The sequence below is a fragment of the Candidatus Koribacter versatilis Ellin345 genome (assembly GCF_000014005.1).
GTDB lineage: Bacteria > Acidobacteriota > Terriglobia > Terriglobales > Acidobacteriaceae > Korobacter > Korobacter versatilis_A.
The window spans coordinates 16,914-40,769 of record NC_008009.1; the positions used below are offsets into that span (position 1 = coordinate 16,914).

Annotated in this window: 32 protein-coding genes; 18 read left to right on the forward strand and 14 right to left on the reverse strand. The window is 58.1% G+C overall.

Going from position 1 to position 23,856, the window contains the following annotated elements; genetic code table 11:
• Positions 1-11: 11 nt before the first annotated feature.
• Entirely contained in the window at positions 12-743 is a 732-nt protein-coding gene (locus tag ACID345_RS00070) for a hypothetical protein (protein ID WP_011520820.1), read from the forward strand.
• A 92-nt stretch (positions 744-835) separates the two neighbouring features.
• On the opposite strand, the gene ACID345_RS00075 is transcribed toward ACID345_RS00070, so the two are convergent.
• Together ACID345_RS00075 and ACID345_RS24925 are read right to left on the reverse strand one after the other, a co-directional pair.
• Positions 836-1,249, reverse strand: coding sequence for a hypothetical protein (locus ACID345_RS00075; RefSeq protein WP_011520821.1), 414 nt, complete (start codon positions 1,247-1,249; stop codon positions 836-838).
• Between the two features lie 137 nt (positions 1,250-1,386).
• Positions 1,387-1,956, reverse strand: coding sequence for a TetR/AcrR family transcriptional regulator (locus ACID345_RS24925; RefSeq protein WP_011520822.1), 570 nt, complete (start codon positions 1,954-1,956; stop codon positions 1,387-1,389).
• 110 nt (positions 1,957-2,066) lie between these two features.
• Here ACID345_RS24925 and ACID345_RS24930 point away from each other — a divergent pair, with 110 nt between their 5' ends.
• A complete protein-coding gene (locus ACID345_RS24930) occupies positions 2,067-3,023 on the forward strand; it encodes a class I SAM-dependent methyltransferase (protein WP_011520823.1) in 957 nt (318 codons plus the stop codon).
• Here ACID345_RS24930 and ACID345_RS00090 read toward each other — a convergent pair.
• Positions 2,974-3,378 (reverse strand): hypothetical protein, encoded by a 405-nt coding sequence (locus ACID345_RS00090; protein WP_011520824.1) that lies wholly within the window; start codon positions 3,376-3,378, stop codon positions 2,974-2,976. The genes ACID345_RS24930 and ACID345_RS00090 overlap by 50 nt on opposite strands.
• A 267-nt stretch (positions 3,379-3,645) precedes the next feature.
• On the opposite strand from ACID345_RS00090, the gene rplU reads away from it, so the two are divergent.
• From rplU to ACID345_RS00130, 8 genes are all read left to right on the forward strand, one after another.
• A complete protein-coding gene (gene rplU, locus ACID345_RS00095) occupies positions 3,646-4,041 on the forward strand; it encodes a 50S ribosomal protein L21 (RefSeq protein ID WP_011520825.1) in 396 nt (131 codons plus the stop codon).
• Positions 4,042-4,052: 11 nt separating this feature from the next.
• Complete coding sequence (gene rpmA, locus ACID345_RS00100) at positions 4,053-4,313, forward strand: 50S ribosomal protein L27 (RefSeq protein WP_011520826.1); 261 nt, start codon at positions 4,053-4,055, stop codon at positions 4,311-4,313.
• 101 nt (positions 4,314-4,414) lie between these two features.
• A complete protein-coding gene (gene obgE, locus ACID345_RS00105; protein WP_011520827.1) occupies positions 4,415-5,512 on the forward strand; it encodes a GTPase ObgE in 1,098 nt (365 codons plus the stop codon).
• The gene (gene nadD, locus ACID345_RS00110; protein WP_011520828.1) at positions 5,509-6,285 is read left to right on the forward strand and encodes a nicotinate-nucleotide adenylyltransferase; all 777 of its coding nucleotides are present in this window, start codon (positions 5,509-5,511) and stop codon (positions 6,283-6,285) included. Before obgE ends, nadD begins: the two co-directional genes overlap by 4 nt.
• 36 nt (positions 6,286-6,321) lie before the next feature.
• Positions 6,322-6,813, forward strand: a complete 492-nt coding sequence (gene rsfS / locus ACID345_RS00115) for a ribosome silencing factor (protein ID WP_011520829.1) — start codon at positions 6,322-6,324, stop codon at positions 6,811-6,813.
• A gap of 11 nt (positions 6,814-6,824) precedes the next feature.
• Positions 6,825-7,784, forward strand: a complete 960-nt coding sequence (locus tag ACID345_RS00120) for a sigma-54 interaction domain-containing protein (RefSeq protein WP_011520830.1) — start codon at positions 6,825-6,827, stop codon at positions 7,782-7,784.
• Positions 7,785-7,829: 45 nt separating this feature from the next.
• Positions 7,830-8,270, forward strand: a complete 441-nt coding sequence (locus tag ACID345_RS00125) for a 23S rRNA (pseudouridine(1915)-N(3))-methyltransferase RlmH (protein ID WP_011520831.1) — start codon at positions 7,830-7,832, stop codon at positions 8,268-8,270.
• Positions 8,270-8,836, forward strand: coding sequence for a putative glycolipid-binding domain-containing protein (locus ACID345_RS00130; RefSeq protein ID WP_011520832.1), 567 nt, complete (start codon positions 8,270-8,272; stop codon positions 8,834-8,836). Before ACID345_RS00125 ends, ACID345_RS00130 begins: the two co-directional genes overlap by 1 nt.
• A gap of 1 nt (position 8,837) precedes the next feature.
• Here the strand turns inward: ACID345_RS00130 and ACID345_RS00135 are convergent, their stop codons facing one another.
• Together ACID345_RS00135 and ACID345_RS00140 are read right to left on the reverse strand one after the other, a co-directional pair.
• On the reverse strand, positions 8,838-9,587 hold the full coding sequence (locus ACID345_RS00135) for an SDR family NAD(P)-dependent oxidoreductase (protein ID WP_011520833.1): 750 nt from the start codon (positions 9,585-9,587) through the stop codon (positions 8,838-8,840).
• A 93-nt stretch (positions 9,588-9,680) separates the two neighbouring features.
• Entirely contained in the window at positions 9,681-9,953 is a 273-nt protein-coding gene (locus ACID345_RS00140) for an ArsR/SmtB family transcription factor (protein WP_041856087.1), read from the reverse strand.
• A 221-nt stretch (positions 9,954-10,174) separates the two neighbouring features.
• On the opposite strand from ACID345_RS00140, the gene rpmE reads away from it, so the two are divergent.
• A complete protein-coding gene (rpmE, locus tag ACID345_RS00145; protein WP_011520835.1) occupies positions 10,175-10,399 on the forward strand; it encodes a 50S ribosomal protein L31 in 225 nt (74 codons plus the stop codon).
• A 41-nt stretch (positions 10,400-10,440) separates the two neighbouring features.
• Here rpmE and ACID345_RS00150 read toward each other — a convergent pair whose 3' ends face one another.
• Entirely contained in the window at positions 10,441-10,722 is a 282-nt protein-coding gene (locus ACID345_RS00150) for a hypothetical protein (protein WP_011520836.1), read from the reverse strand.
• Positions 10,723-10,762: 40 nt separating this feature from the next.
• Between ACID345_RS00150 and dusB the strand changes: the two genes are divergently transcribed.
• A complete protein-coding gene (dusB, locus tag ACID345_RS00155) occupies positions 10,763-11,875 on the forward strand; it encodes a tRNA dihydrouridine synthase DusB (RefSeq protein ID WP_011520837.1) in 1,113 nt (370 codons plus the stop codon).
• Here the strand turns inward: dusB and ACID345_RS00160 are convergent.
• Complete coding sequence (locus tag ACID345_RS00160; RefSeq protein WP_011520838.1) at positions 11,872-12,297, reverse strand: hypothetical protein; 426 nt, start codon at positions 12,295-12,297, stop codon at positions 11,872-11,874. The two genes, dusB and ACID345_RS00160, sit on opposite strands and share 4 nt — an antisense overlap.
• A gap of 101 nt (positions 12,298-12,398) precedes the next feature.
• Here ACID345_RS00160 and ACID345_RS00165 point away from each other — a divergent pair, with 101 nt between their 5' ends.
• Positions 12,399-12,698 (forward strand): DUF6496 domain-containing protein, encoded by a 300-nt coding sequence (locus ACID345_RS00165; protein WP_011520839.1) that lies wholly within the window; start codon positions 12,399-12,401, stop codon positions 12,696-12,698.
• Between the two features lie 71 nt (positions 12,699-12,769).
• On the forward strand, positions 12,770-13,456 hold the full coding sequence (locus ACID345_RS00170) for an HAD family hydrolase (RefSeq protein WP_011520840.1): 687 nt from the start codon (positions 12,770-12,772) through the stop codon (positions 13,454-13,456).
• Here the strand turns inward: ACID345_RS00170 and ACID345_RS00175 are convergent.
• The gene (locus tag ACID345_RS00175; RefSeq protein ID WP_011520841.1) at positions 13,453-13,752 is read right to left on the reverse strand and encodes an FmdB family zinc ribbon protein; all 300 of its coding nucleotides are present in this window, start codon (positions 13,750-13,752) and stop codon (positions 13,453-13,455) included. The two genes, ACID345_RS00170 and ACID345_RS00175, sit on opposite strands and share 4 nt — an antisense overlap.
• 86 nt (positions 13,753-13,838) lie before the next feature.
• Here ACID345_RS00175 and rsmI point away from each other — a divergent pair, with 86 nt between their 5' ends.
• Positions 13,839-14,702, forward strand: a complete 864-nt coding sequence (rsmI, locus tag ACID345_RS00180) for a 16S rRNA (cytidine(1402)-2'-O)-methyltransferase (protein WP_011520842.1) — start codon at positions 13,839-13,841, stop codon at positions 14,700-14,702.
• Positions 14,703-14,705: 3 nt separating this feature from the next.
• On the opposite strand, the gene ACID345_RS00185 is transcribed toward rsmI, so the two are convergent.
• Entirely contained in the window at positions 14,706-15,125 is a 420-nt protein-coding gene (locus tag ACID345_RS00185; RefSeq protein ID WP_049761569.1) for a YybH family protein, read from the reverse strand.
• A gap of 440 nt (positions 15,126-15,565) precedes the next feature.
• Here ACID345_RS00185 and ACID345_RS24935 point away from each other — a divergent pair, with 440 nt between their 5' ends.
• Entirely contained in the window at positions 15,566-17,788 is a 2,223-nt protein-coding gene (locus ACID345_RS24935) for a serine/threonine-protein kinase (RefSeq protein ID WP_049761570.1), read from the forward strand.
• Positions 17,789-17,842: 54 nt separating this feature from the next.
• Here ACID345_RS24935 and ACID345_RS00195 read toward each other — a convergent pair whose 3' ends face one another.
• The 5 genes from ACID345_RS00195 to rsmG all read right to left on the reverse strand — a co-directional run bounded on the left by ACID345_RS00195 (position 17,843) and on the right by rsmG (position 22,516).
• Entirely contained in the window at positions 17,843-18,931 is a 1,089-nt protein-coding gene (locus ACID345_RS00195) for a TonB family protein (protein ID WP_011520845.1), read from the reverse strand.
• A complete protein-coding gene (locus tag ACID345_RS00200) occupies positions 18,931-19,794 on the reverse strand; it encodes an MBL fold metallo-hydrolase (RefSeq protein ID WP_011520846.1) in 864 nt (287 codons plus the stop codon). The genes ACID345_RS00195 and ACID345_RS00200 overlap by 1 nt, the downstream gene beginning before the upstream one ends.
• 83 nt (positions 19,795-19,877) lie before the next feature.
• Positions 19,878-20,774: a ParB/RepB/Spo0J family partition protein gene (locus ACID345_RS00205; RefSeq protein WP_011520847.1), complete on the reverse strand. Its 897-nt coding sequence runs from the start codon at positions 20,772-20,774 to the stop codon at positions 19,878-19,880.
• An 11-nt stretch (positions 20,775-20,785) separates the two neighbouring features.
• Complete coding sequence (locus tag ACID345_RS00210) at positions 20,786-21,607, reverse strand: ParA family protein (protein WP_011520848.1); 822 nt, start codon at positions 21,605-21,607, stop codon at positions 20,786-20,788.
• A 276-nt stretch (positions 21,608-21,883) separates the two neighbouring features.
• On the reverse strand, positions 21,884-22,516 hold the full coding sequence (rsmG, locus tag ACID345_RS00215; RefSeq protein WP_049761571.1) for a 16S rRNA (guanine(527)-N(7))-methyltransferase RsmG: 633 nt from the start codon (positions 22,514-22,516) through the stop codon (positions 21,884-21,886).
• Between the two features lie 65 nt (positions 22,517-22,581).
• Between rsmG and ACID345_RS00220 the strand changes: the two genes are divergently transcribed.
• Positions 22,582-23,262, forward strand: coding sequence for a hypothetical protein (locus ACID345_RS00220; RefSeq protein WP_011520850.1), 681 nt, complete (start codon positions 22,582-22,584; stop codon positions 23,260-23,262).
• A 114-nt stretch (positions 23,263-23,376) separates the two neighbouring features.
• Complete coding sequence (locus tag ACID345_RS00225; protein WP_011520851.1) at positions 23,377-23,832, forward strand: YybH family protein; 456 nt, start codon at positions 23,377-23,379, stop codon at positions 23,830-23,832.
• The last annotated feature ends 24 nt before the right edge of the window (positions 23,833-23,856 follow it).

Here is a 23,856-nt window from a genome sequence, read left to right on the forward strand (position 1 = left end):
GGGATAGTCCCATGCACTCGAAATTTCGTCTGTTTGCATTGGCCTCGGCAGTCGCTGCGTTTGCGGCGCTACCGGTGGCGGCCCAGAACCAGGGATCCCATGGTGGATCCGGCGGTGGCGGTCACGCCACGTCAACCAGCCACAGCGGCAATTGGGCTGGCGGCGCGGTGAAAGTTGCCGGACCGTCCCATGGCAACAACGGACATAACGGCAATGGCGACCACGGCGGCGGCAATGGCGGCCACAATGGTCACGACAACAACAGCCACCGAAACAATAACAATGGGTTTGGCTATGGCTCGGGCTACGGGTACGGTGGCACTTCCACCGAGCTTCCATACGACAGCGAATATGGCCAGCTCGAGGGGCACGGCACGTTTGACCACGGTGAGGTGCAAGAGCAGCCGGACAATCGTGTGGGCCCGACGATCTTTGAGCACAACGGACAAGCTTCAGGCGCGATCGCCGACAACCGCAGCAGCGCTCCGATCTATCGGGAACAGCAACCGAGCTATGACGAACCGGCGCCGGTTGCGTCTTCGCTCGACGACTCGCCCAATCCGACGATCCTGGTGTTTCGCGATGGGCATCAGCAGGAAGTCTCGAATTACGCCATCGCCGGAACTCACTTGATCGTTCTCGGGAGCAAGACCCAGAGACTCCTGCTCACCGATCTAGACCTGAGTGCAACGTCGAAGGTAAACGCGGACCGTGGTGTGAATTTCAAGATGCCGCAGAACTAGCCGTGCACGTAAACAACGAGGGCCACCCAAAGCGGGTGGCCTTACTTTTTCCTTCGGCTACAACATTGAAAACAAAGAAGTGCCTGCGGCACTCAGACGTGGAGGTCGATGAGGATCAGTTCGGCGAAGTGCTTGCGAATGGGACGCAGTTGGAGGTAGATCGCAGGGACGGCGAGCAGGCCGGCTAGGGTCATGGCGATGATACCGTCCACCAAGTCGCGGGAGAGGGTTGAGATGCCGAGAATCATCGCCAGTCCGGCGGGGCCGGCAAAGATGCTGAACGTTGCCCAGCGGGCGTCTTCGTCGAGGTCCCAGAGGCCGTAGGAGATGAAGCCGAAAGTCATGAAGCCGAGAGTGAGTTCGGCCATGCCGCCGATGAAGAGCGGACCATTCGTAAGGTGTCCGATGTGGGCAGCCCAGCAGCCAAAGGCGATCAGCGCGGCGACCACGCCGGCGAGAGACGAGAACAAGACTGAAAGAAGGACCACCCCTACGGGTCGCTTCATGACGGCCTCCCGTTCGTTTGACATACAGACACCAGAAAGGATTACAAGGTTTCGAGAATATTTCAATCGAAAGCGTGAGTTGCCGAAATCGGTTCCCAAATATGCGGATTTGATCCAATTGCCGAAATGGCGAGGATTTAGGGCAGCAATGCCTTCAGCGTAGGTAGCGACATTTCGCGAAAGACGCGATCAACTTCAAGTGGGGTAAGGCGGATGTTGTAATCGAGCCACCACACCATGACGGACATCAGCGCACCGACGAGGAAGTGTGCTGCGAGTTCAGGAATCTTGTTGCTTCGACCGAGTGCCGCAGAACGGCTGGTGTCGAGACGAACCAAGTCCAGCAGCAGGCGACGCATCTGGCGATCCACGATAAAGCCGCTCTCCCGACCCACGATTGCCCTCCAGAGCTGGCGATGGCTGTCGACGTGGCGAAAGAATGCGAGAGTGAATCCGAGGGGCGTACGCTTGGATTTTTTCTTTGCCGCCGTCTCCGCGACCAGATGCAGACGCAGGATGTCCATGGAGCGGACCAGGAGATCCTCCTTGCTGCGGTAGTGGGCATAGAACGTAGCGCGGCCCACGCCGGCGCGATCAAGGATGTCCTGCACGCTCAATTGCTCATAGCCGTGCTCCACTATCAGTGCCAGCAAGGCTGAACGCAGTTGGTATTGGGTGCGTTGAACACGCTTATCAAGCTTCGTCATTTGCACAAACTCTCACTTTTTGTTCGGGAGTGAACATCCTCGCCCGGTTTGTTCGGCAGTTTTCCATTTCCGAACAGTATGTTCGGTTATGCGAGACGGGAGGTCAAGCGATGAGCGAGGGGAAACATGGCCACATGCTGCCAATGGGACTGTTTGGAGTGATAGCCGCAATCGGGTTGATGGTGTTCGTGCCGCGGCTGCACGCAATTTCCAGGGTGATGGTGTGGTTCGCTGGATTTCACGTGCTCGGCGCAGCCGTGCTGGGAGCATCTGTGTATGTGCTCGGCGGCAACCGCCTTGCCAGGACGCTGCGGCGAGCACGCCACGATGAGTATCAGTTCGGATGGGAGCCTGCCTGGATGCTGGGACCGTGGATTGCGGCTTCAACGTTACTTGGCTGCGCGATCGTGCTGGAAATTGCGGTACCGCGCATTTGGGGGTTGGCGTTACTTGCCACGCTCCAGGCGGCGGGTTTCTTTGCCGGCGGATTGATCGCGCGCACCACCGCAAGTTACGACAGCGCGGTACTGCCAATGGTGGATCTTCGGCTGGGGGAAGAGAGCGTGGTGCTCGATGCCGGGTGCGGATCCGGACGGACGGTGCTGGCGCTAAACCGCGCGTTCCCACAAGCACGAATTGTCGCTCTCGATCGCTTCGATTCCGGTTACATCGAGGGTGGAGGACGCGACTTGCTGGAGCGAAACCTGGAACTGGCGGGGATTCGGCAGCGGGTTGAGATTCGCAAGGGCGATATCACCCATGTTCCCTTCGAAGACGGTGACTTCGACGCCGTCGTCAGCGCACATGCGATGGACCACTTGGGCGACGCGACGATGCCAGGCCTTCGCGAAGTGCGACGTGTGTTGAAGCCGGACGGTCATTTTCTGCTGGCCGTCTGGATACCGGGCTGGACGATGTTCGCGGTCGCGAGCGTGCTTTCATTCCATCTTGCCGGCAAGAAGAAATGGCGAACGCGAGTCTGCGAAGCTGGATTCAAGATTGCGGATGAAGGCATGTTCAACGGCTACTACTTCCTCGTGCTTGGGCGGACAGAACCGCTGGATTAGTCTTCACATACGCGATCACGAACAACAACCCAAACATCGGATCCACGAGTGACGGCGCGAGGCTGTTCTTCGCGATGCGTCCTTGCAGGTAGAGAAGAATGCACGGCCCGGTGTAAATGACCTTCTCGAGGACCGTGACGAGCATGATCGGACGGTAGCGGATGGGATCGCTGGCGATGACGAGAAACAAGACCTGGAAGAGCAGCGCGACGCCGACGAACCCGCAGTAGAACTCGGGATGAGTGATAGGCGGAGGGGCGTCGTGGCCGATGCGATCGAAGAGGAAATAGAGTGGCGTGACGACGAGGAAGCCGTAGATTGCGGCGATGAGGTAGGTGCTTTTGGCGAATCTCATGGCTAGAAGCTAAGATTCTGCGTGGTTTATCCGCGATTCGGCGAATCTCTTCGAGCGTTGCCGCCCGGATTGACTCCCGCCTGTTGAAAACGTTACAATCACATGGTTTGCCTGTACTTTCGCGTCCTTCCTAGGACACCCCGGAATGGTTGGGCCTCTCGGCCCCGCAAGGTTGTATCGGGGGAGTGCAAGCGCATAAAGTTCGTTTCTCGTAGCTCCACGTGCCGTTGCCCGTGTGCGCGGGAGCGTTAAGTTTCGGAGGCATCTATGTACGCGGTCATCCGCGCCGGGTCAAAGCAGTTTCGCGTCTCGCCCGGAGACGTTATCAAAGTCGATTCGGCTCCGCACTCGGAGTCGGGCAAGCTGGAAATCGCCGATGTGCTCGCAGTGAGCAACGGCCAAGGCAAGTTTGGCAGCCCGGAAAACGCTACCGTCACGGCCGAAATTCTCGGCGATGGACGCGGCGACAAGATCCTGGTCTTCCACTACAAGCGCAAGAAGCAGTACAAGAAGCTCCAGGGACATCGCCAAGGCTTCACGGCGCTGAAGATTACCGAGATCAATGTGGACGGCGAGAAGTTCACGATTGACGACATGCCGAAGAAGGAAGCTGCCCCGGCGAAGGCGCGCCGTTCGACAAAGAAAGCCGCAGCGGCTGAGTAAAGGATTAAGCGATGGCACATAAAAAAGGTTTAGGCAGCTCTCGAAACGGCCGCGACTCGAATGCCCAGCGGTTGGGCGTGAAGGCGTTTGGCGGCGAAACCGTGACCGGCGGGACGATCATCGTTCGTCAGCGCGGCACCCGCATTAAGCCGGGCCTGAATGTCGGCCGCGGCAAAGACGACACGCTCTTTGCGAAGGCCGATGGCCGCGTCGAGTTCAAGGATCGCGGGAACCTCGGGCGGTTCGTCAGCATCGTTCCGGCTAAGGCGTAGTTTTTTCCCACGTCCTGAAAGACGCGTGACGTGGGGCACCCGCTTAGAGAATGGGCCTCGCTGCGGCGAGGCCTTTTCGTTTGCAATAATGTTGAGAGCCGATGTTCGTTGATGAAGCCAAAATTCGAGTGAAGGCCGGGAACGGCGGGAATGGTATTGTCGCCTTCCGCCGCGAGAAGTTCGTGCCCCGTGGTGGTCCGTGGGGCGGCGACGGCGGCCGCGGTGGCGACGTCATAATGGAATCGAGCGAGCGCCACAACACGCTCGTACACTTCCGCTTCAATCCCGAATACAAGGCCGAGCGCGGACGCCATGGCGAAGGTGCCAACAAAACCGGCCGCGAGGGCGTAGACGTCCTGTTGAAAGTTCCCGTCGGCACGCTGGTGTACGACGACGAAACCGGCGAGTTGCTGCACGAGTTCGTTCACCCTGACGAGCGGATTATCATCGCCCGCGGCGGACGCGGCGGACGCGGCAACGCTCAATTCGCCACTCCGACGCATCAGGCGCCGCGCGAGTCCGAAGACGGCAAGATTGGTGATGAGAAGTTCCTGCGGCTTGAGTTGAAACTGCTGGCGGACGTTGGGCTGGTGGGTTATCCCAACGCCGGCAAGAGCACGCTGATTTCGCGCATTTCTTCGGCGCGGCCGAAGATCGCAGACTATCCGTTTACGACGTTGCAGCCGAACCTCGGTGTAGTGGTCGTCGGGGAGATGCCGCATGAACAGAGCTACGTGGTTGCCGACATCCCGGGATTGATCGAAGGCGCGAGCCTTGGAGCGGGCTTGGGTATGCAGTTCCTCCGTCACGTGGAGCGCACGCGATTGATCGCGCACCTGGTGGATGTGTCGGACGCGAGTGGGCGGCCGGATCCAGTGCAGGATTACAAGGTCATCACCAAAGAACTCGCAAGCTTCGGCTCGGGGATCGAGAAGAAACCGACGATCATTGTCGCGACGAAGATCGATGTCGCAAACCCCGACAAGCTGAAGAAGCTCACCACTTTCGCCAAGCGCAGCAAGAAAGCATTCTTCGCGATTTCCGCCGTGACCGGCGAAGGCATCGAGCCGCTGAAATGGGAGATGGCGAAGCGCGTGGAGGCGATCCGCGCGAAGGCACAAGATCCGGTTGAGGAAGCGGATGAGATCGAAGCGCCGAAGAAGAAGCGGCGTGCTCCGGCACGAAAGTCGGTGCGATGAACGTTGCGCTCTTCGGCGGCACCTACGATCCGATCCATCTAGGACATTTGGCGGTAGCGCGCGCCGCAGCCGAGCGCTTCAATCTGAAACAGATTCATTTCGTCCCGGCGTATATTCCGCCGCACAAGCAGAAGCAGGCGATTTCTAGCTTCGGCCATCGGTACACCATGATTTCGCTGGCGACCGCGGGGGATCCGCGGTTTATTCCGTCATTGCTGGAATCGCCGGATGCAATTCAGCGATCGGGACTCGACGCGAGCTATTCGTTCGATACCGTGCGGCGGATGAAGTCGCGGCTGAAGAAGGGCGACAAGCTGTACTTCCTGATCGGCATGGATGCCTTCGCCGATATTGCGAAGTGGCGCAATCCGGTGGAAGTTTTGCGGGAGTGCGAGTTCATTGTCGCCAACCGGCCGGGGTATTCACTCGCCGATGTTGTAAAGTCTTTGCCCAAGGAATTGCAGCCCACGGCGGAGGGGACTCGTCCCATAGAACGCGAAAAACCGCGGGGGGCGTTGAAACTGGAGGGTGCGACAATTCATCTGCTGGAAGATGTGAACGAGCCGGTTTCGTCCACGGAGATTCGGCTGGCGGTTGGAAAGCGCGGGCAAGCTTTAGAGCTTTTGGTAGGGGATGCCGTCGCAGATTACATCCGCAAACTCTATCTATACAAGCCCACCGAGCCGGTGCAAGATGAGGCCGGTAAGCAGAAATCCGGCCTAAAAGACCGTGGAGGGCTGCATGTGGTGGGCGGCCGGGAACATCAGGACTAAAAGAAATCAGGGCGAAAAGAGTACGCCGCGAGGTTTATGAGCAAATCTGAAAGTCGTAAAGCTGTTGCACTTGCGGTTTCTGCCGCACAGGAGAAAAAGGCGGAGAACATCGCTATTCTTGAGCTCGATAAGAGCTCGAGCGGGTTTACCGATTATTTCGTTATCTGCACCGGTAGCAACCCGCGGCAGCTACAAGCCATCTCCGATGAGGTAGACCAGAAGCTCTCCTCGATTGGTCAGGAGCCCCGGCACGTGGAGGGCTATAACCAGGCGGAGTGGGTGCTGATGGACTATGTGGATTTCGTCGTCCACATTTTCAGCGAGAACGCGCGCAAGTTTTACGACCTGGAGCGGCTGTGGAAGTCCGCCAAACATCTTTCCCCGGAAGACCTGAGCAAGCCCTCGGAACGGACCCCGGCCAAATCGCGACCGGCAGCCAAGAAAACGGCGGTACGCAAGAGCGCGCCAGCAGTAAAGAAGCCGCGCAAGACCGCCGCGAAGAAAGCGACCAAGCGCACCCGCGGTTGAACGACAACACAATGAGCGAACAGGGCGCAGCCTCGGCGAAAGCGGCAGAGAGCAGCGCCCTTTCTGCTTATGTGGCGGTGGATGCGGCGTCGAAGAGGCTCGTCGAGCAGATCAAGCGCGTAGCGCAGAGCGCCGCGACCGTGCTGGTGCGCGGCGAGAACGGCGTTGGCAAAGATCTTGTTGCGTCGCTGCTGCACTACCTGGGACCTAATCGCGATGAGCCGATGGTGAAGATCGACTGCGCGAGCCTGCCGCACGAACTCATCGAAAGCGAACTCTTCGGTTACGAGAAGGGCGCGTTCACCGGCGCTACGCACCAGAAACGCGGGCGCCTGGAACTGGCCGGCAATGGCACGCTGATCCTCGATGAGATCGCGGCGTTGACGATGCCGATGCAGGCGAAGCTGCTGCGCGTGATCGAACAGAAAGAGTTCGAGCGCCTCGGTGGCGAGAAGACGATTAAAGTCCATGCGCGCATTCTTGCCCTGACGAATGTGGACCTGGAACGCGCGGTGGCGCGGCGATCGTTTCGCGAAGATCTTTACTACCGCCTGAGCGTGATTCCGCTTGTGGTGCCACCTCTGCGGGAACGGCGCGACGACATCCAGCCGCTGGCGGAACACTTCCTTTCACAACTCGCGCAGGTGCATCGGCGACCGAAGCCAGTGTTTACGGCGGGAGCGTTGGAGGCATTGCTGAGCTTCAGCTATCCCGGCAATGTTCGCCAGCTGCGCAATATTCTCGAGCGCGTGGTGGTTATGAGCACCGGCCCGGAGATCCATGAAGATGATCTGCCAAGCTTCGTGCGCCAAGCCACCGGGCGTCCGATGATGACGCTGGAAGAGTTGGAGCGCAGCTACATCGCCGAAGTGCTCGACGCGACGCGCGGAAAGAAGTCGAAGGCCGCGGAGATTTTGGGGATCAGTCGGAAGACGCTGCTGGAGAAGCGGAAGCGGTACGGGCTGGATTGACGCCTCAGTATCTCTCCTGCGAATTTGCCTTATGATTGTCCGCACATGAAGCTCCGCGTTGTGTGGATCGGCAAGACCAAAGAATCCGCCATCCAAACCCTTACCGGCGAATATCTCAAGCGGCTGTCGCGTTACGTCGCGACGGAGGGGCTTGAGATTGGCTCGGAAGAAGCACTGCTCAAGTTGAAGGACCGACCGGGGCGGACCGCTCCCGTGCTTGTTCTGATGGATGAGCGCGGCAAGCAGGTGGGATCCGAAGAGCTAGCTAATTTTCTTGGCTATCATCGCGACCAGGGTGTGCAGGACCTGATTTTTGCGATTGGGCCTTCTGACGGCTGGCAGAAAGAAACGCTAAAATCCGCCACCCAAGTCCTCTCGATGGGCAAAATGACCCTGCCGCACGAGCTTGCCCGGGTGGTGCTGCTGGAGCAGCTTTACCGGGGCTACACCATTCTTACGGGACATCCTTACCACGGTGGACACTGATGCTATCCCTGACGCGGATTTGGCGGCGGATTGGTCTTGACGGCCTGGAGCACATCACGCTTCAGGAAGTGCCGGGTGGCTATGTTGCGGATTCGGTGCTCTCGGTGGAAGCCGATCTCGGCGGCGTGACATGCGAGTATCACTTCGATCTTGATGCGCGCTGGCGGACAAAGACATTCACGCTGAAGCAGCATCAATCCGGAGAAGACCGGACACTGCGGATTGAGCGCGTTCACGAGAGCGAGTGGAAGGTGGATGGCGCTGATCGGCCGGATCTCAGCGGCTGCCTCGATCTGGACCTGACGGTCTCGCCATTTACGAACACGCTGGCGATTCGTCAGCTTGCGCTTGCGCCGAATGAGGCGAAGGAACTGAATGCGGTGTACGTGAAGATTCCACAGTTGGAAGTCGTTCTGGCGCGGCAGCGGTATCAGCGGCTGGATGCGAACGAGCCGCCACGGCGGTTCTTGTATTCCGGGCTCGATACCGGATTCATTCAAGAGATTACGGTGGATGAGCACGCGCTCGTCGAAGGCTATCCCCGTTTCGCCGAGCGCGTTGCCTGAGTTATACGCGGATTCCGCCACCCGCGAGAATCGTTTCACCCGTTACCCAACCCGAGTCTCCCGAGGCGAGGAACAATGCGACTTTGGCAATGTCGTCCGGCTGGCCTACGCGGCCGAGCGGCGTTCTTAAGACCGAAGACTTGGAGAGGTCTTCTTCGTAACCCGACGCCTGCACACCTTCGGTGATCGTGAATCCCGGCGAGAGCGAGTTCACGCGGATCTTCTTCGGACCCAATTCTTGGGCCAGCACGCGCGAGATCACATCCACAGCGCCTTTGGTCGCGCTGTAGACCGCGCTGCCAGACGGCGGCGTCTTGGCAACCACCGAGCTGATATTGATGATCGAACCGCCCTCTTCGGGGATAAGCTTCACGAATTCCTGCGTGGTGAACAGCAGACCGGTGACGTTAAGGTCGAAGATCTTTTTGACGTGCGTTTCATCAATCAGTTCCAGCGGACGGAATTCGTACACGCCGGCATTGTTCACCAGGATGTCCACTTTACCGAACTGCTTCTTCGTTTCCGCCGCTAATTTCTTGGCATCTTCCGGCTTGGAGAGATCGGCGTGGATGGCTACCGCCTTGCCGCCGGCTTTCTGAATCTCGTTGACTACTTTGTCTGCACCGGCTTTGCTCGATGCGTAATTCACGACTACGCTCGCGCCTTCGCCTGCCAATGTCTTTGCGATTGCTGCGCCGATTCCTTTCGACGCGCCCGTTACCACTGCAACTTTTCCGCTCAGCTTGCCCATTGTCGTCGTCCTCCCACATTTCGATAGTTAGATAATTGTCTAACTGTCACAACGAATCAGATGAGCGCCGTGACGGAAGGATTCAGGCAAGATTTAGCGGCCGATTTTCTTGAGTTCTTTCAGGTAGGCCTTCCAGGCAGGGCGTTGCAGGCTCAGATACACGTACTTGGATTCCTTACGAACTTCGACAAGTCCGGCGGACTCAAGCTCTTTCAAATGGTGGGAGAGCGTTGCGGGCGTGACTTCGTGGCATTCCTTCACCGCGGCGCACGAAACCTCTTCTTCTGAGGCAATTTGCTGCAGGATCTCGAAGCGCCGGGGATCAGCCAAGGCTTTGGCGATCCGGGTGAATTGTCGTTTTTCCATAGCCGCATGATACGCCAGCGGCCTGGCGAATCGAATCTGGCGGCGCGACATCCAATAGACAGGCGGGTTTGCCGGAAATACCGTAAATCCGCTAAAATTAAGATGTTTGGATTACCCAGCCATCTCCGGTTGGGTACCCCCGGAGCACCCAGACGAACTCGTGAGTCAACCGGGTTTTACGAGGAGCACGGCGAGCCGATCAGGCAACTAGGAAAAGTTCCATGAAAACAGCAACTCATCCTTCGTATGACGAAGTCCGCGTCCAATGCGCGTGCGGCAATAGTTTCGCGACCCGCTCCACGCACAAAGGCGACATCCACGTGGAAATTTGTTCTGCCTGCCACCCATTCTTCACGGGCAAACAGAAGCTGATGGATACCGCCGGCCGAGTCGAGCGCTTCCGCCGCAAGTACGCGAAAGCGGACAAGCAAGCCGACAAACAGTAAGTTCGGAACACAGGAAGCCTCCGCGCAGGCGGAGGCTTTTCTTATGCTTTGGCCTTTGTTTCCGTGGGCTTGTCGCCGCCGTAAAGCCAGGCCGCGATAAGCAGCGAAACGATCAGGAACAGGATTGCGTCGGATAACGACCCGAACACCTGGCCCTTGTTGTACCAGGGCTGGCCGGCGGAAAGGGCGCTATGCTGGCTCCAGCGCTGGATCCACATAAGCAACGGGTTTTCCACCGCGCGCACCATACCGGTGACAAAGTTATAAAGCAGGAAAGCGATCAACACCGCGCCAACATGGCGGTCACGTAACCAAACTCGCATCAGGCCTCCAAAGGAATTAGCACTAGAATAGCAAGAGACCGTGAGAAAAGGCTTCGACAACCCGATTCAGCACCAGGCGCCCGAAGGTGCCTGTGTCGCCGTGCGCTTCCAGATTGGCAGCGTCGAGATCCGTCCCGCGACCGTGCTGGCGCCGATGGCAGGGGTGACGGACACGGTTTTCCGGCGGTTCATCCGCAACCTGGGCGGCTGCGGACTGATGATGACGGAGTTCACCTCGGCTGACGGCTTGGCGCGGATGCGCGAGGCAAAGGCCCGGCGCTATCTCACGTTCTACGGCAACGAGCGCCCGATTTCGGCACAGTTGTTCGGCAGCGATGCCGAAACGCTCGCCGACGCGGCAAAGGTCGTGCAGGACCTCGGCTTCGACCTGGTCGACCTGAATTTAGGATGTCCGTCGAAGCGCGTGGTGAAGTGCAATGGCGGCTCCGGACTGTTGCGCGACTTGCCGCAGATCAAAGTTATCTTCGAATCCGTACGCAAGGCGGTGACGATTCCGTTCACGGTGAAGTTCCGCGCCGGCTGGAACGAGAAGGAACTCGTTTTCCTTGAGCTGGCGAAATTGGCGGAGAATTGCGGGCTGAATGCTGTCGCGATGCATGCGCGAACGCGCGAGCAGGGCTACAGCGGCCAGGCGAACTGGGGATGGATTGCCGACCTGAAGCAGGTGGTGAAAATTCCTGTCATCGGGAATGGCGATATCCGTACACCCGAAGATGCGGCGGCGATGGTGGCGAAGACCGGCTGTGATGCCGTGATGATCGGCCGCTCCGCGGCGTCGAATCCATGGATCTTCCGTCAGATCGAGCAGTACACCGCCACCGGACGCTACGATCTGCCGACCAACGAAGATCGCTACGAGATGATCCGCATGTACTTCCGCATGCTGATCGAGAACGACACCCAAGGCGCGGAAGGCAAGATGAAGCAGTTCGCCTCGTGGTTCACGCATGGCGTGCCGGGAGGAGGCGTTCTGCGCAAAGCCGTGTACGAAGCGAAGAAGCGCGAGACGATTCTGGTGGCGGTGGATCAGTTCTTCGAAGCGTTGCTCGCCGGCAAAATTGCAGCTGCGAGCGAGACGGGGCCGTCACCGAATGATGAGCTGGAGTCAAATCCGGCGGCAATGACGGGCTAGACGAACCACTCCCTCTCTCTCCACAAATAACTCGCAATCGCCATCCGCACTAAAATCTGGACTCCGTCGAGACTCATCGCCGCATAGCGTTCGTCCACCACAGCGCTCGAGATATGCGGCACGACAAACAGAATTCCGACGGCGCAGAGGATGACGGTCAGCAACCGCGCCCAGTTCTGACGCAGCAACAAGCCCGTTCCGCCTGCGCAGAGCGCGATCGTGTACAGGAAGAAGGGCGTCGGCCCCATGACTTCGAGGCCGCTGCCGAGCAGCTGTGCGGCGAGGCGCAACGACATCGAGCCAATCAACGACAGCACTCCACAAATACACAGCACCGCTGCGAATGAGAAACACACGATCGCAATCGGCAAGATCAGCACCGGCCGTTCCACGTTCTCGGAGGTGAGCAACTGCTGCGTCATGTGGTGAAAGGTTGTACCGGCGGATTCCCGGGGCGCAACCGCGGGTTTAGGAATTGAATCACACCTAGTGGAAGTACGAAGCAAAGAGGAGGCTAGATTCAATGGCAGCAACCAAAAAGTCCACACGCAGCCGCTCATCGCGGAGCAGCGGGACGCGCTCGCGTAAAACTGCAGCGAAGAAGAAGAGCACACGTCGCACGTCGGCGAAGAAGTCGTCGCGTCGTAAATACAGCCCGAAAGCTGGAAAGTCCGTGAAGCGCGAGATGCATGAGTTCAAGCGTGGCAAGTTAAAGAGCGGACGTAGCGGAAAGAAAGTGAAGAGCCGTAAGCAGGCGATCGCGATTGGTTTGTCGGAAGCACGGCGTTCGGGCGCGAAGGTTCCGCGTAAGAAGGCCGCGTAGTCGAACCCTCAAGGGAGAAAGAGAAAACACCGGTGGGTGCCGGTGTTTTCTGTTTCACAGATAGGAAACACATGCTCAAGGCTGCGATCTTCGATATTGACGGCACGCTTGTTGACTCAGTGGACCTCCACGCCGAGGCTTGGGTGCGCGCGTTCCACCGCTTTCGTTATCAGCACGTAACGTTCGCCGAGGTTCGCTCGCAAATCGGCAAAGGCGGCGATCAACTCATGCCCGTCTTTATCCCGCAGCAGGACCTGGAGCGGATTGGCGATGCGTTAGAGCAATGGCGCTCGGAACTCTTCCGTCGCGAATACATGCCTCACGTGAAGCCATTCCCCATGGTGCGCGAACTCTTTGAGCATTTGAAGAACGATGGCTGGCAGATCGCGCTGGCGTCGTCATCGAACAAGCAGGACCTGGAGCAGTATAAAAAGATTGCGAACATCGGTGATCTTCTGGAAGCAAGCACCTCCGCCGATGACGCAGAACGCTCCAAGCCGCATCCCGACATCTTTGCCGCGGCGCTCGATCATCTTGGCGGACTGAAGCCGACTGAAGTTGTGGTGGTGGGTGATACACCCTATGACGCCGAGGCTGCGCGCAAGCTCGGGGTCCGCGAGATTATCGGCGTGTTGTGCGGCGGATTTCGGGAAGATGATCTGCGCAAGTCAGGATGCACCGCGATTTATCCCGAGCCGGCGGACATCCTGGAGCACTACGCCGAATCCGCATTCGGAAGAGCGCGTAAGGCGGCTTAGGATTTCTTGTCGGAACTGGTGGAAGGCTTCGGCGTCTCCGCGGATGCTGGGGCACTCTCCGATTTCTTTTCTGAAGAAGTGGAGTCGGTTGAGCTGCTTTTGGCCGCGCCACCCTTTTTCTTCGCGTAGTCGGTTACGTACCAGCCTTCGCCCTTGAATTGCACGGCGGGAGCGCTCAGCAGGCGTTCGACCTCGCCGCCGCACTTTGGGCAGACTTTTTCGGGCTCGTCCGAGAACTTCTGGATCTTTTCAAAACGCTCGCGGCACTGTTTGCACTCGTATTCGTAGAGAGGCACGGAAATGAATCCTTAATTCAACTTGATCTCTCTTTGATTCTAGAGTTGCGGGAAAATCCGCGCAAACTTGAGGTATCCTGCGCTGGATGGCGGAGAACGTCCAGCGCGGCACGCTGTACCTCGTGGGGACGCCGATTGGCAACCTCGAAGACATCACTTTCCGCGCCATTCGCACGATGAAAGAGGTCCAGCTCATTGCCTGCGAAGACACGCGCCAGACCCAAAAACTCCTCAATCACTACGATATCGTGACCCACACCACCAGCTATCACGAGCACAATGAGCTGACGCGGTCCGCCGAGCTGGTAATGCAGTTGGAACAAGGGAAGAGCATCGCTCTGGTTACCGATGCCGGTATGCCTGGAATTTCCGATCCGGGCTTCCGATTGATTACGCTGGCGATCCGGCACCGGATTCCCGTTGTTCCGATTCCCGGTCCGTCGGCTTTTCTCAGCGCGCTTGTCGCCAGCGGACTGCCGACTGATGCGTTTCGTTTCCTGGGCTTTCTTCCCAGCAAAGAAGGCCAGCGCGCCAAAGCGCTGGAGGGGATTCGGAATTCGACGCGGACCGTCATCTTCTACGAGGCTCCGCATCGGTTGCTCGAGACCGTTGAGGAGATCGTGCAGGTTCTTGGCCCGGAGCGGCCGGTCGTGGTCGCGCGTGAGGTGACGAAACTGCATGAAGAGTTTCTTCGTGGAACGTCCACCGAAGTTCTCTCCGAGCTGAAACATCGCGCAGAGGTGAAGGGCGAGATCACGTTGCTCATCGGCCGTGCCCCCGAGCAGCAGCATGGTCAATCTGTGTTCAGCGCCGCCACGGTCCGCACACGCGTGCGTGAACTGATGAAGCACGAGAACCTTGACGAACGCGATGCGCTCAAGCGTGTAGCCAAAGAGATGGGCGTGAGCAAGAGCGAAGCCTACCGCGAATTGCAGAAGACCAAGGACTGACGCCTATTCTCCTGACGAATGATCGTGCACGATGCGCCATCCCTCGGGGAATTTCCGCACCAGCAGCGTGAACATCCCGTGCGGCTTCTTGCCGTCCGGCATCTCGAGTTGCCACTGGCCGCGCACGAAGGCCGCATCATCGGACAGTGATGTAATTTTCAATTCAGGAAATGACACCTTTCCCATGGTCTTGCCCGAACCTTGGTAACGTGCCTTGTAGCGGTCCAGGGTCGGCTGCCAGCCGTGGGTTTCTGTGGCGTTGGAGAAGAACGTCAGGTCAGGCGAATTCCAGTATCCGGCCATGTAGCCCTCCAGATCGCCGTGGTTCCAGGCTTCGGTCTGGGCCTGCAAGACCTTTTGAATCTGCTGCTCAGCCGCATTTCCATCGGATTGCGAGGCAACGGAGGATTGGGCGGTTGCCAAGGCTCCCCAAACTACGATCGCGCATAGCAGTACCACTCTCAATGGTGTTACCAAGTTAATTACTCCCAAAGGTACTCATATTGTTGGCACCGGAGGTACAGTACCATCGTTATAGCTGGTTACGTTGACCGAGGTTACAAGTTGCTGTAAGTTGGACGCTCTTCTACCCGTTGCTTAGGATTCATGCGCCTTTGGGCCATATACTGAGCGGGAAGAAGACGCGATTCGGAACGGGAAGTCCAGTTACAGGTTCGTTACCTGTAACCTCCTCTTCAGCGTCGTGACCCAGTCAGGCTGTGTGGGTCTCCCCCCATGCCATTGCAGCCGCAAGGGCAACTCTGCGCGAAATTCAGGGTTGATGCTCTGCGCGGGGCTCGCTCTCGGGAATTTGGTACAGGGTCCTCGCGCCGATGTTCGGTGCTCGGCCGAGGAAGAGTGATATGCCAACGGAAACCATAGGCCGTTACGAAGTGGAAAGCGTCATTGGACGCGGCGCAATGGCCGTCGTCTACAAGGCCGTCGATCCTACGATCGGCCGCACCGTTGCGCTCAAGACCATGCGCTTCGACGTGCATGGCATCGAGAAGAATGAAGTACTGTCGCGCTTCCGCAATGAAGCGCGCGCAGCGGGAAAGCTACTTCATCCGAACCTGGTCACAATTTACGACGCCGGCGAACAGGAAGGAACGTTCTACATCGCTATGGAGTGCGTTGAGGGGAATACCCTCCAGGCGCTGCTCTCCGAACAGCGGTTCCTCACCCTCGATCGCACCATCGACATCATGACCCAGATTTGCGCTGGCCTCGATTACGCCCATGCTAACGGCGTAATCCACCGCGACATTAAGCCGGCGAACATCATGATCACCCGCAGTGGCGTGGTGAAAATCATGGATTTCGGTATCGCCAAGTCCGGCGCGCAGTTGACGACCGGCGGCGATGTCCTGGGCACCCCGAATTACATCTCGCCCGAAATGGTGAAGGGCGATCCAATTGATGGCCGTTCTGACCTGTTCAGCGCCGCAGTGATTCTCCACGAAATGTTGCTTGGGGAACGTCCGTTCACGGCGCCGAACATCAGCACCATCATCTACAAGATTGTGAATGAGCCGTTGCCGCCGGACCTCGAGACGAAGGTACATCCGGCCGTTGCTGCGATTTTGCGCAAGGCGCTCTCGAAACATCCGTCGGACCGCTACCAGGCGGGTGCGGATTTAGTCGGAGCGTTAAAGAGCTACCAAGCTCTGCTCACGCAACCAATTCCGACCTCGGTTGTTCCGGGGACACCGATTGTCACGAACTGGCCTGCGGTTTCACCAGCGGCAAGCGCGGCTGCACCGAAGCTCTCCGACACGGCTTCGTATCCAAGACCGCAACAGTCGCCGTCGGCGCCCCCAGGTCCTACCTATCAGGCGCCTGAGGTGTTCGGCTCCGACGTTCCGGAAGTCTTCCGCGCTCCTGTGTCGTCGTCAGACCTGGGCAGCACTCCATATCCGCCACCGATGAGGTCGTCGTCACCGCCACCGCCAGCGAATCCGGTTCCGGCGAGCTTTGGTCCGGTGGGGATGCAGCCGGCTGTGGTGCCGCCGCCGATTTTCGGGGCAAAGAATCTTGAGCATGAAACGATTGCGCCACCGCCGTCAAAGAGCGCATTTCCGCGCATTTTGATTGTGGCCGTCGTAACGGTGGTCGTCATCGCGGCCGGCGTCTTCGGCTATCGCGCCATGAACGATCAGACGCCCTCGAAACAACAAGCACCGCTGACGGTGGTAACTCCGGATCCGGTAGCGATTACCCAGACTGAGTCGGCAAAGGGCCGTGAAGAGACTTCCAAAATTGACGCAAGTGCAGCGGCAGCGACTGTAAACAAGGCCAACGCAGCGCCCGCCGCTACAAAAGGAAACAAGAAGAACCCTCAGCCTACGCCAGCTCCGGCAGTCGCGACGGTTGCGCCGCCGCCTGTGGTTCCGGGCGCAACAACTGCCGATCTTGCGATCAACTCAAATCCAGCTGGCGCAAGCGTTCAGCTCGACGGACAGAACCGCGGCGAGAAAACGCCTTTCACCGCTTCCGGCATGAAGGCCGGATCGCATACGGTAATTTTCACGAGGCCCGGTTATCAGCCGATGACTCGCACGGTCGAAATCGCCGCGGGGAACAACGCGTCGCTCAATGTCAATCTTGCCGTGGCGCCGACAGGTATCGCGTTCGAGAGCACTCCGGCGGGCGCGCAGATTTTCGTGGACGATGAACCGACTGGAAAAGTCACTCCCGCGACGGTCACAATTCCTCCCGGATCGCATTCGGTGAGCATCTTCAAGCAGGGTTTCGACGAAGGCACCGGCAACGTGCATGTGGGTGAGGGCGAGCTTCAGCACTTCGCGGTTGTCCTACAGCCCGGCGATCGTGATTCCCGCACCAAGCGCTTGTTCGCAGGCGCCAAAGACAAAGGGATGATCATCGTGCGTTCGCGTCCACGCGGTGCCCAGATCAGGCTCGAAGACATGAATGTGGCGACTACACCAGCGCGCATCATCGTGCGCAATGGCAAAGCGCATCTGCTGGTCACCAAGGACGGTTACAAGCCGTTCAAGAAGGAAGTCCAAGTGGATAAGGGCGACATCGTGGTGGTGGATGCGACGCTCGAACCTGTCGGCCAGTAATTTAGAAGAAGTCTTGGTAACGAGAAAGGCGCGAGAGGATCGCGCCTTTCGTATTTATTGAGCCTGCTTTTCCAGGTCTTGCGCGAGCCCTTCGACTTCCCGAGCACGCGAGTACTTCAGGTTCTTGCGATACACGGTTTCACAGGTGCGCAGCACGATGATCGCTTCATCCTTCGCCATTGCCTGGCCGGCATCGCCGGCAGCCTGATCGCAGTACTTCAGGGCCTCTTCGCCCGCACCCATCTCCTGGTTCAGCGACGCAAGCATGAAGAGATTCATTACCCGGTGACGGCGGTCGTTGGTGTATTGCGTCTTCGAAGTCGGATCCTGTAATCGCTTTTCGTAGATCTCAACTGCTTTGAGGAACAGCGGCTCCGCCTTGCTGAAGTTGTTCTCGGCAAGGTATACCTGCGCGAGATTTCCGATTGCGTCTGCGATCTCCGAAGAGTCGGCTTCGCGGTGGTTTTGCTGGATCTGGATCGCCTGCATCAAATATGGCTCGGCCGCGGAATAGTTCTTCTGGCGGTACTCAACAGATCCCAGTCTCGACAGCGCATTCGCCAATTCCTGCCAGTTTGCCTGGCCTAGCTTAGAAGCCTCGCTGCGACCGATCTCGAACTGTTGTTTCGCGGTTGCGTAGTCTTGTTTTGCAAGCGCCTCTTCGCCAGCGCGCCACGCCGGCCAGTATGTTTCCTGGAAATGTTTTTCTAACTCGCGTTCCGCTTCAGACGCAAAGAGGGAATAGTGGACCGTCAGTTGTGTGACCGCCGGCACGCGCGTCTCGCCAGAATAGAAGGGCCGGAAGAGCCACTGTTTCACGAATGCGACAGCCGTTGGCGCCAGTGCTGGATGCCCTGAAACTACTTTGGTCGAGGCGACATTGCCGTCGGTGTCGATCGTCGCTTCAATCACAACGTCGCCCTCGATTTTATTTACCGAGGCGAGTGCGGGATAGATCTGCAAGGGCCGGGTCAAAATGTGCGAGAGCGCGTCGGTCTCATTCACTGTGACGGAACTCGAGGACACCGCAGGCTTCGGAGCAGGCTTCCCGAATGGTGCGGGTTTCGGCGCTGACGGTGCATCCGGCAGATTTTGCGCAATCGCAGCTAACGACAACAAGAAAATGCAGAGAAGTGTTTTCATCACAGATACCGCGGCACTGGTTTTCCGCGCTCATCGCGTTCGACGTATGCGAAGGGATGCTCGTGATCGTGAGTGAATGCGACCAGCCACTTCTCCGGAATCGCCACGTCGTAGAACTTCTTGCGATTATCAATGCACAGGATCGGGTCGAGGTCGTAGCCCATCACCCACGTCGGGTCCAAGTGTGCGGACGTCGGAATTAGATCGCTGATGTAGCACGCAGTCTTGCCTTGGCTCTCGATGATCACAGCCTGCAGATTGCGGGTATGTCCGGGGAACATCTTCACACGAACGCCGGGCGCGATCTCCGCATCGCCCTTGAGTAGTTTCATCTGACCGGCGTTGATCAACGGGTCGTAGTTATCGCTGATGTAGCTCACCTTGTCGCGATCGTGCTGTTCCTGCGCGTGCTCCCACTCACCCTGTTGCGCATAATATGTGGCGCGCGGGAATGTCGGCGTGGCACGACCGTCTTTGTAATAGGTGTTCCAGCCGCAATGATCGAAGTGCAGGTGAGTGTTGATCACCACATCTATATCGTCTGGCGATAGTTTCAAAGTTTCGAAACTATGCAACAATGCGGATTGGTTTCCGTAGATCTGTTGTTGCTTCTCGCCCAGCTTCGGGCCGATCCCAGTCTCCACCAGGATGTTCTTGCCATTCCCGCGGATGAGCAGCGAGTTCAAGCCGAGCGTGATCCGGTTCTGGTCGTCAGCCGCAACCCGCTTGCTCCAGAGCGGCTTGGGCACAACTCCGAACATGGCTCCGCCATCGAGCCAATACGTTCCGTCGGTCAGGATGGTCAGCTCGAAATCGCCAATTGTGGTGCGATGCGTCTTGCTGGAGATTGCCGGTACGTTCATGAAGCGTCTAGGGTTTCGCTCTCTGCGACATTTGTTTTATTGATATCTCGTTCATGTGACGGCTTGATTACAGACCCAAGCCGCTATCGTCGCTGAAGGACCTCAACAACGCGATCGAAGTCTTCCAGCGACTTGTATTCGATCACGATCTTGCCCTTGCCTTTGCGGTCCGCAATTTGAACTCGAACCCCAAGATTCCGCTCCATCTCCCGTTCAACCTCGCGGACGTTGGGATCCACTTGGCGCTCCTCTGGCTGTTTCTTTTCCGGAGGGTTGAGCAGGTTTACGACTGCGCCTTCGGTCTGCCGAACGGACATTGAAAGGGTTGCCACTCGCTGTGCGAGCCTGATGATCGCTTCAGGAGATTCCAACGGCATCAAGGCCTTGGCGTGCCCGAAGGAGAGCTTATTCCCCTCCACCATGGCTTGGACTTCGGCGGGCAGCTTTAGCAACCGCATGAAATTCGCCACAGATGAGCGGTCTTTGCCCGTCCGTTGTGCCATTTGCTCCTGGGTCAGGCTGAATTCCCGCGCCAAGCGCTCGTAAGCTCGGGCCTGCTCCATGGGATTCAAGTCCTCGCGCTGGAGATTTTCGATGATCGTCATCTCCATGGCCTGTTCGTTTGAGACCTGCCGCACGATCGCCGGTACCGTGGTCTTTCCAGCGAGCTGCGAAGCCCTCCAGCGACGTTCACCAGTAATTAGCTGAAAACGATCGCCGTGAGGGCGCACGGTCACGGGCTGGAGCACCCCCGAAACCCTGATGGAGGCCGCTAACTCGTTCAGTGCAGTCTCATCCCATTGAGTCCGCGTCTGATAGGGATTGCGATCGATATGGTCGATCGGAAGCTCACGGACCATATCACCGGTCGGCGGAGCCGGCGCGGTGGCGACTGCTGGCGCAGCGGTGGCGCGGGAGGCGGGCAATAGACTCTCCAGGCCGCGGCCGAGGACTTTACGTTTTTCGATCATGGTTGTCATCCGACTCGGATTTAATCGCTCTCGCTGTGCGCCTGCACCATCTGCTCGGGAGCGACGTGCTGCGCCTTATTGCGGTGCTTCTGGATCACTTCTTTCGCCAACTTGATGTAGCTTTCAGCCCCGCGGGACTTCGGATCGTACAGCAACGCTGGTTTTCCGTGACTAGGTGCTTCGGCAAGCCGAACATTGCGCGGAATCTGGGTATCGCATAATCGCTCGCCAAAATAGCTTTTTAGTTCGGAAGCGACGGACTGCGCCAGGTTGGTTCGATCATCGAACATCGTCAAAACGACGCCTTCGACCGCAAGCTCAGGGTTATACGACTCCCGGATACGCTCGACGGTATCCAACAATTCGCTAACGCCCTCGAGCGCGAAGTACTCCGCCTGCATTGGAACGAGTACCGAATCGGCGGCGACGAGGGAATTGAGCGTGAGGAGATCCAGCGCCGGGGGACAGTCAATCACAATGAACTCGAAATTTTCCTTCAGCACTTGAATGGCGTCGCGTAGGCGATACTCGCGCCGCTCCATCATGACGAGCTCAATATTGGCACCGATCAGGTTCTTACTTGCTGGAATGAGCTGTAACTCTTCGAGCGCGGTGTGTTGCAGTACGTCGCTGGCTGGCGCCGTCCCCATCAGCAGCTCGTAGCTACTCAGACGATTGGGATCTTTTCCGAAGCCCAAGCCGCTCGATGCATTCGACTGAGGGTCGCAGTCAATAAGCAACGTCGGGACCTCGGCTGCCGCAAGGGAAGCGGCAAGGTTGATGGCGGTGGTGGTCTTGCCCACGCCACCCTTCTGATTAGCAATTGCGATGACCTTGCCCATGTGCCTCGTCCGCGAAGGGAGTCGCTCTCACGCTGAATCCCGAACCTTTGCAGGTTATCGGAGCCCACCCCTCAACGCAACAGCAGCGGCCCTGTGTATTCTGTGCATCCTGTGCAAAAGGAGGGTGTTCCACGTGGAACATAGCCGGCATTAGAAATGTTCTACGTGGAACATTGACAAGTAGGCACCTTAGTGCTAATCTCCCCCGCAATCCTCAAGGATGTTTTGGATGAACCGGGGACGCTGTGTCTAAAGGGGATCACAGCGGCCCCGTTTCTATTTCTGAGCTCGCTGCCCAATCCACAGCACTCGCTGGGTGGAACCAGGAAAGTAAACAGTTCGTTCCGTCCGCCAGCACTCTCCTATAACACCTTCTGCCTCAGCAGCTTGCGGAGATCCTAGAAGGCAGGCAAGCCGTCCGCCGGGGCGCACGAGTCTTGCTGAAACCGGGAGAATTGACGCAAATTCTTCCACCGCGCGCATGGTAACCACATCTGCCACCCCCACGTATTCCTCTGCCCGGATCGCCTGTACAGAGGCATTGGTGAGTCTCGTGGAACGCACTACTTCTTTGAGGAACGTGGCTTTCTTGCCATGGGCCTCGATCAAGGTCACGCTCAGCCCTGGGCGCTCGATCGCGATCGGCACTCCGGGAAATCCGGCGCCGGACCCTACATCCACCAGGGATCCTGTCGCGTCCGGGTCAGGGAACAGTTCGCGGGCCGCGAACAGCGATTCGCCAAAATGTCGCAATACGATTTGTTCGGGATCGCGTACCGCCGTCAGGTTCATGCGCGCGTTCCACTTCAGCAGCAGATCTAAATAGACGGAGATCTGCTCAAGCTGTCGCTCGGCGACCACGATGGGGTCCAGCAACTCAGCAATACGCGCAATCTCCACGCCCGGCATTTTCCTTTCTCGAAAGTTGCGTGTCACAATAGAGCATACCCTTCGTAATTCTGAGAGATTGACCGATGTCCGAGAAAATTACAGGCAAGTGCGTGACGGCCTCCGGGCTGCCGCTTGAGATTGAATTGGAGTGGCCTTTCCGCGCCGCGAGCTTCGGCTCCGACTGGTACGTTCTGCATGGAAGCGCGCGGCTCGATGACGCCAGCGGACTCCATGCCGATATCGCCGTTCACCTCACGGCCAGCATCCGCGAGATTCTGACGGCAATCGACAGCCAGGAAGCACTGATGGCCTCGATCAATACCGTCCGCAAAGCCGTCGACGACAAACAGCTCGAGCTGCTCAAGACCGGCAAGCGCCAACCATGCCCATTATCAAGTCGCCAGTACAGCATCAAGAACAAGCACTGGTGGTTCCTCGAAGCGAACGACGAACAGCTCAAGGCGTTCGTGAAGCGCAAAGTCTATTGGCTCGGCGTCGTCAACGGTAGTGGATCCGTGGAAGTGAGCGACGCGGTGGACCAGGCTTACCTCGGCGCAAAAGATAAGAACATCGCATATCGACTGCGCGAAGCGGCTAAAGCCTTGGCTGGCGAAGGATATCTTGCGCTCGATGCCGCCGGGGAACATGCATCGCCCACCGATATGCTCCGCGCGGAAGCCCCGAAAATGCAAGCTGAGAAAGATGCGGCGCTCGATGCCCTCATGGCCAAGCATGCCTATGAGAGCGCGCACAATCGCGCATAGCGAGTTCCACAAAGAACGACGCCGGGAGAACCTCTTCCGGCTTTTTTAGTTGGAGATTGATTGATTCGAAGGCTCTCTGGCACAATCCCTTCACTCTTTGAAGGAGAGCCTCGGATGAAATCAATTCGTGTCGCCGTCTGTCTCGCGGTTATCTTTCTTATATTTGCAGCTTCCGGCCGCGCACAGTCGGCGCCCGACAAAGCCTATCTGCAGAAGATCTGGGACGGCTGGCAGACCCTCAACGCGGATAACCAGACGCAGTACTATGCGCAGGGCCCGCACCAGTTCTTCGACATCGCCCCGGTGAAATACAACAATTGGGATGAGTACAAAAAGACGGTCGGCGAAGACCTGGCGCAATACTCGAAAGCCACGTTTAAAATCAACGACGACGCCCAGATCCACAAGGCTGGCGATATCTACTGGGGTTCCTGCACCATCGATTCGGACATGCTTCGCAAAGACGGGAAGAGCGAGAAGAACACGTTCCGCTGGACCTTCATCTTCCAGAAGCAGAATGGAAAGTGGTTGATCGTGCACGAGCACGTTTCCATGGCGATGCCGAGCTGAGCGGCTGAGGATACGCTCGGCAAG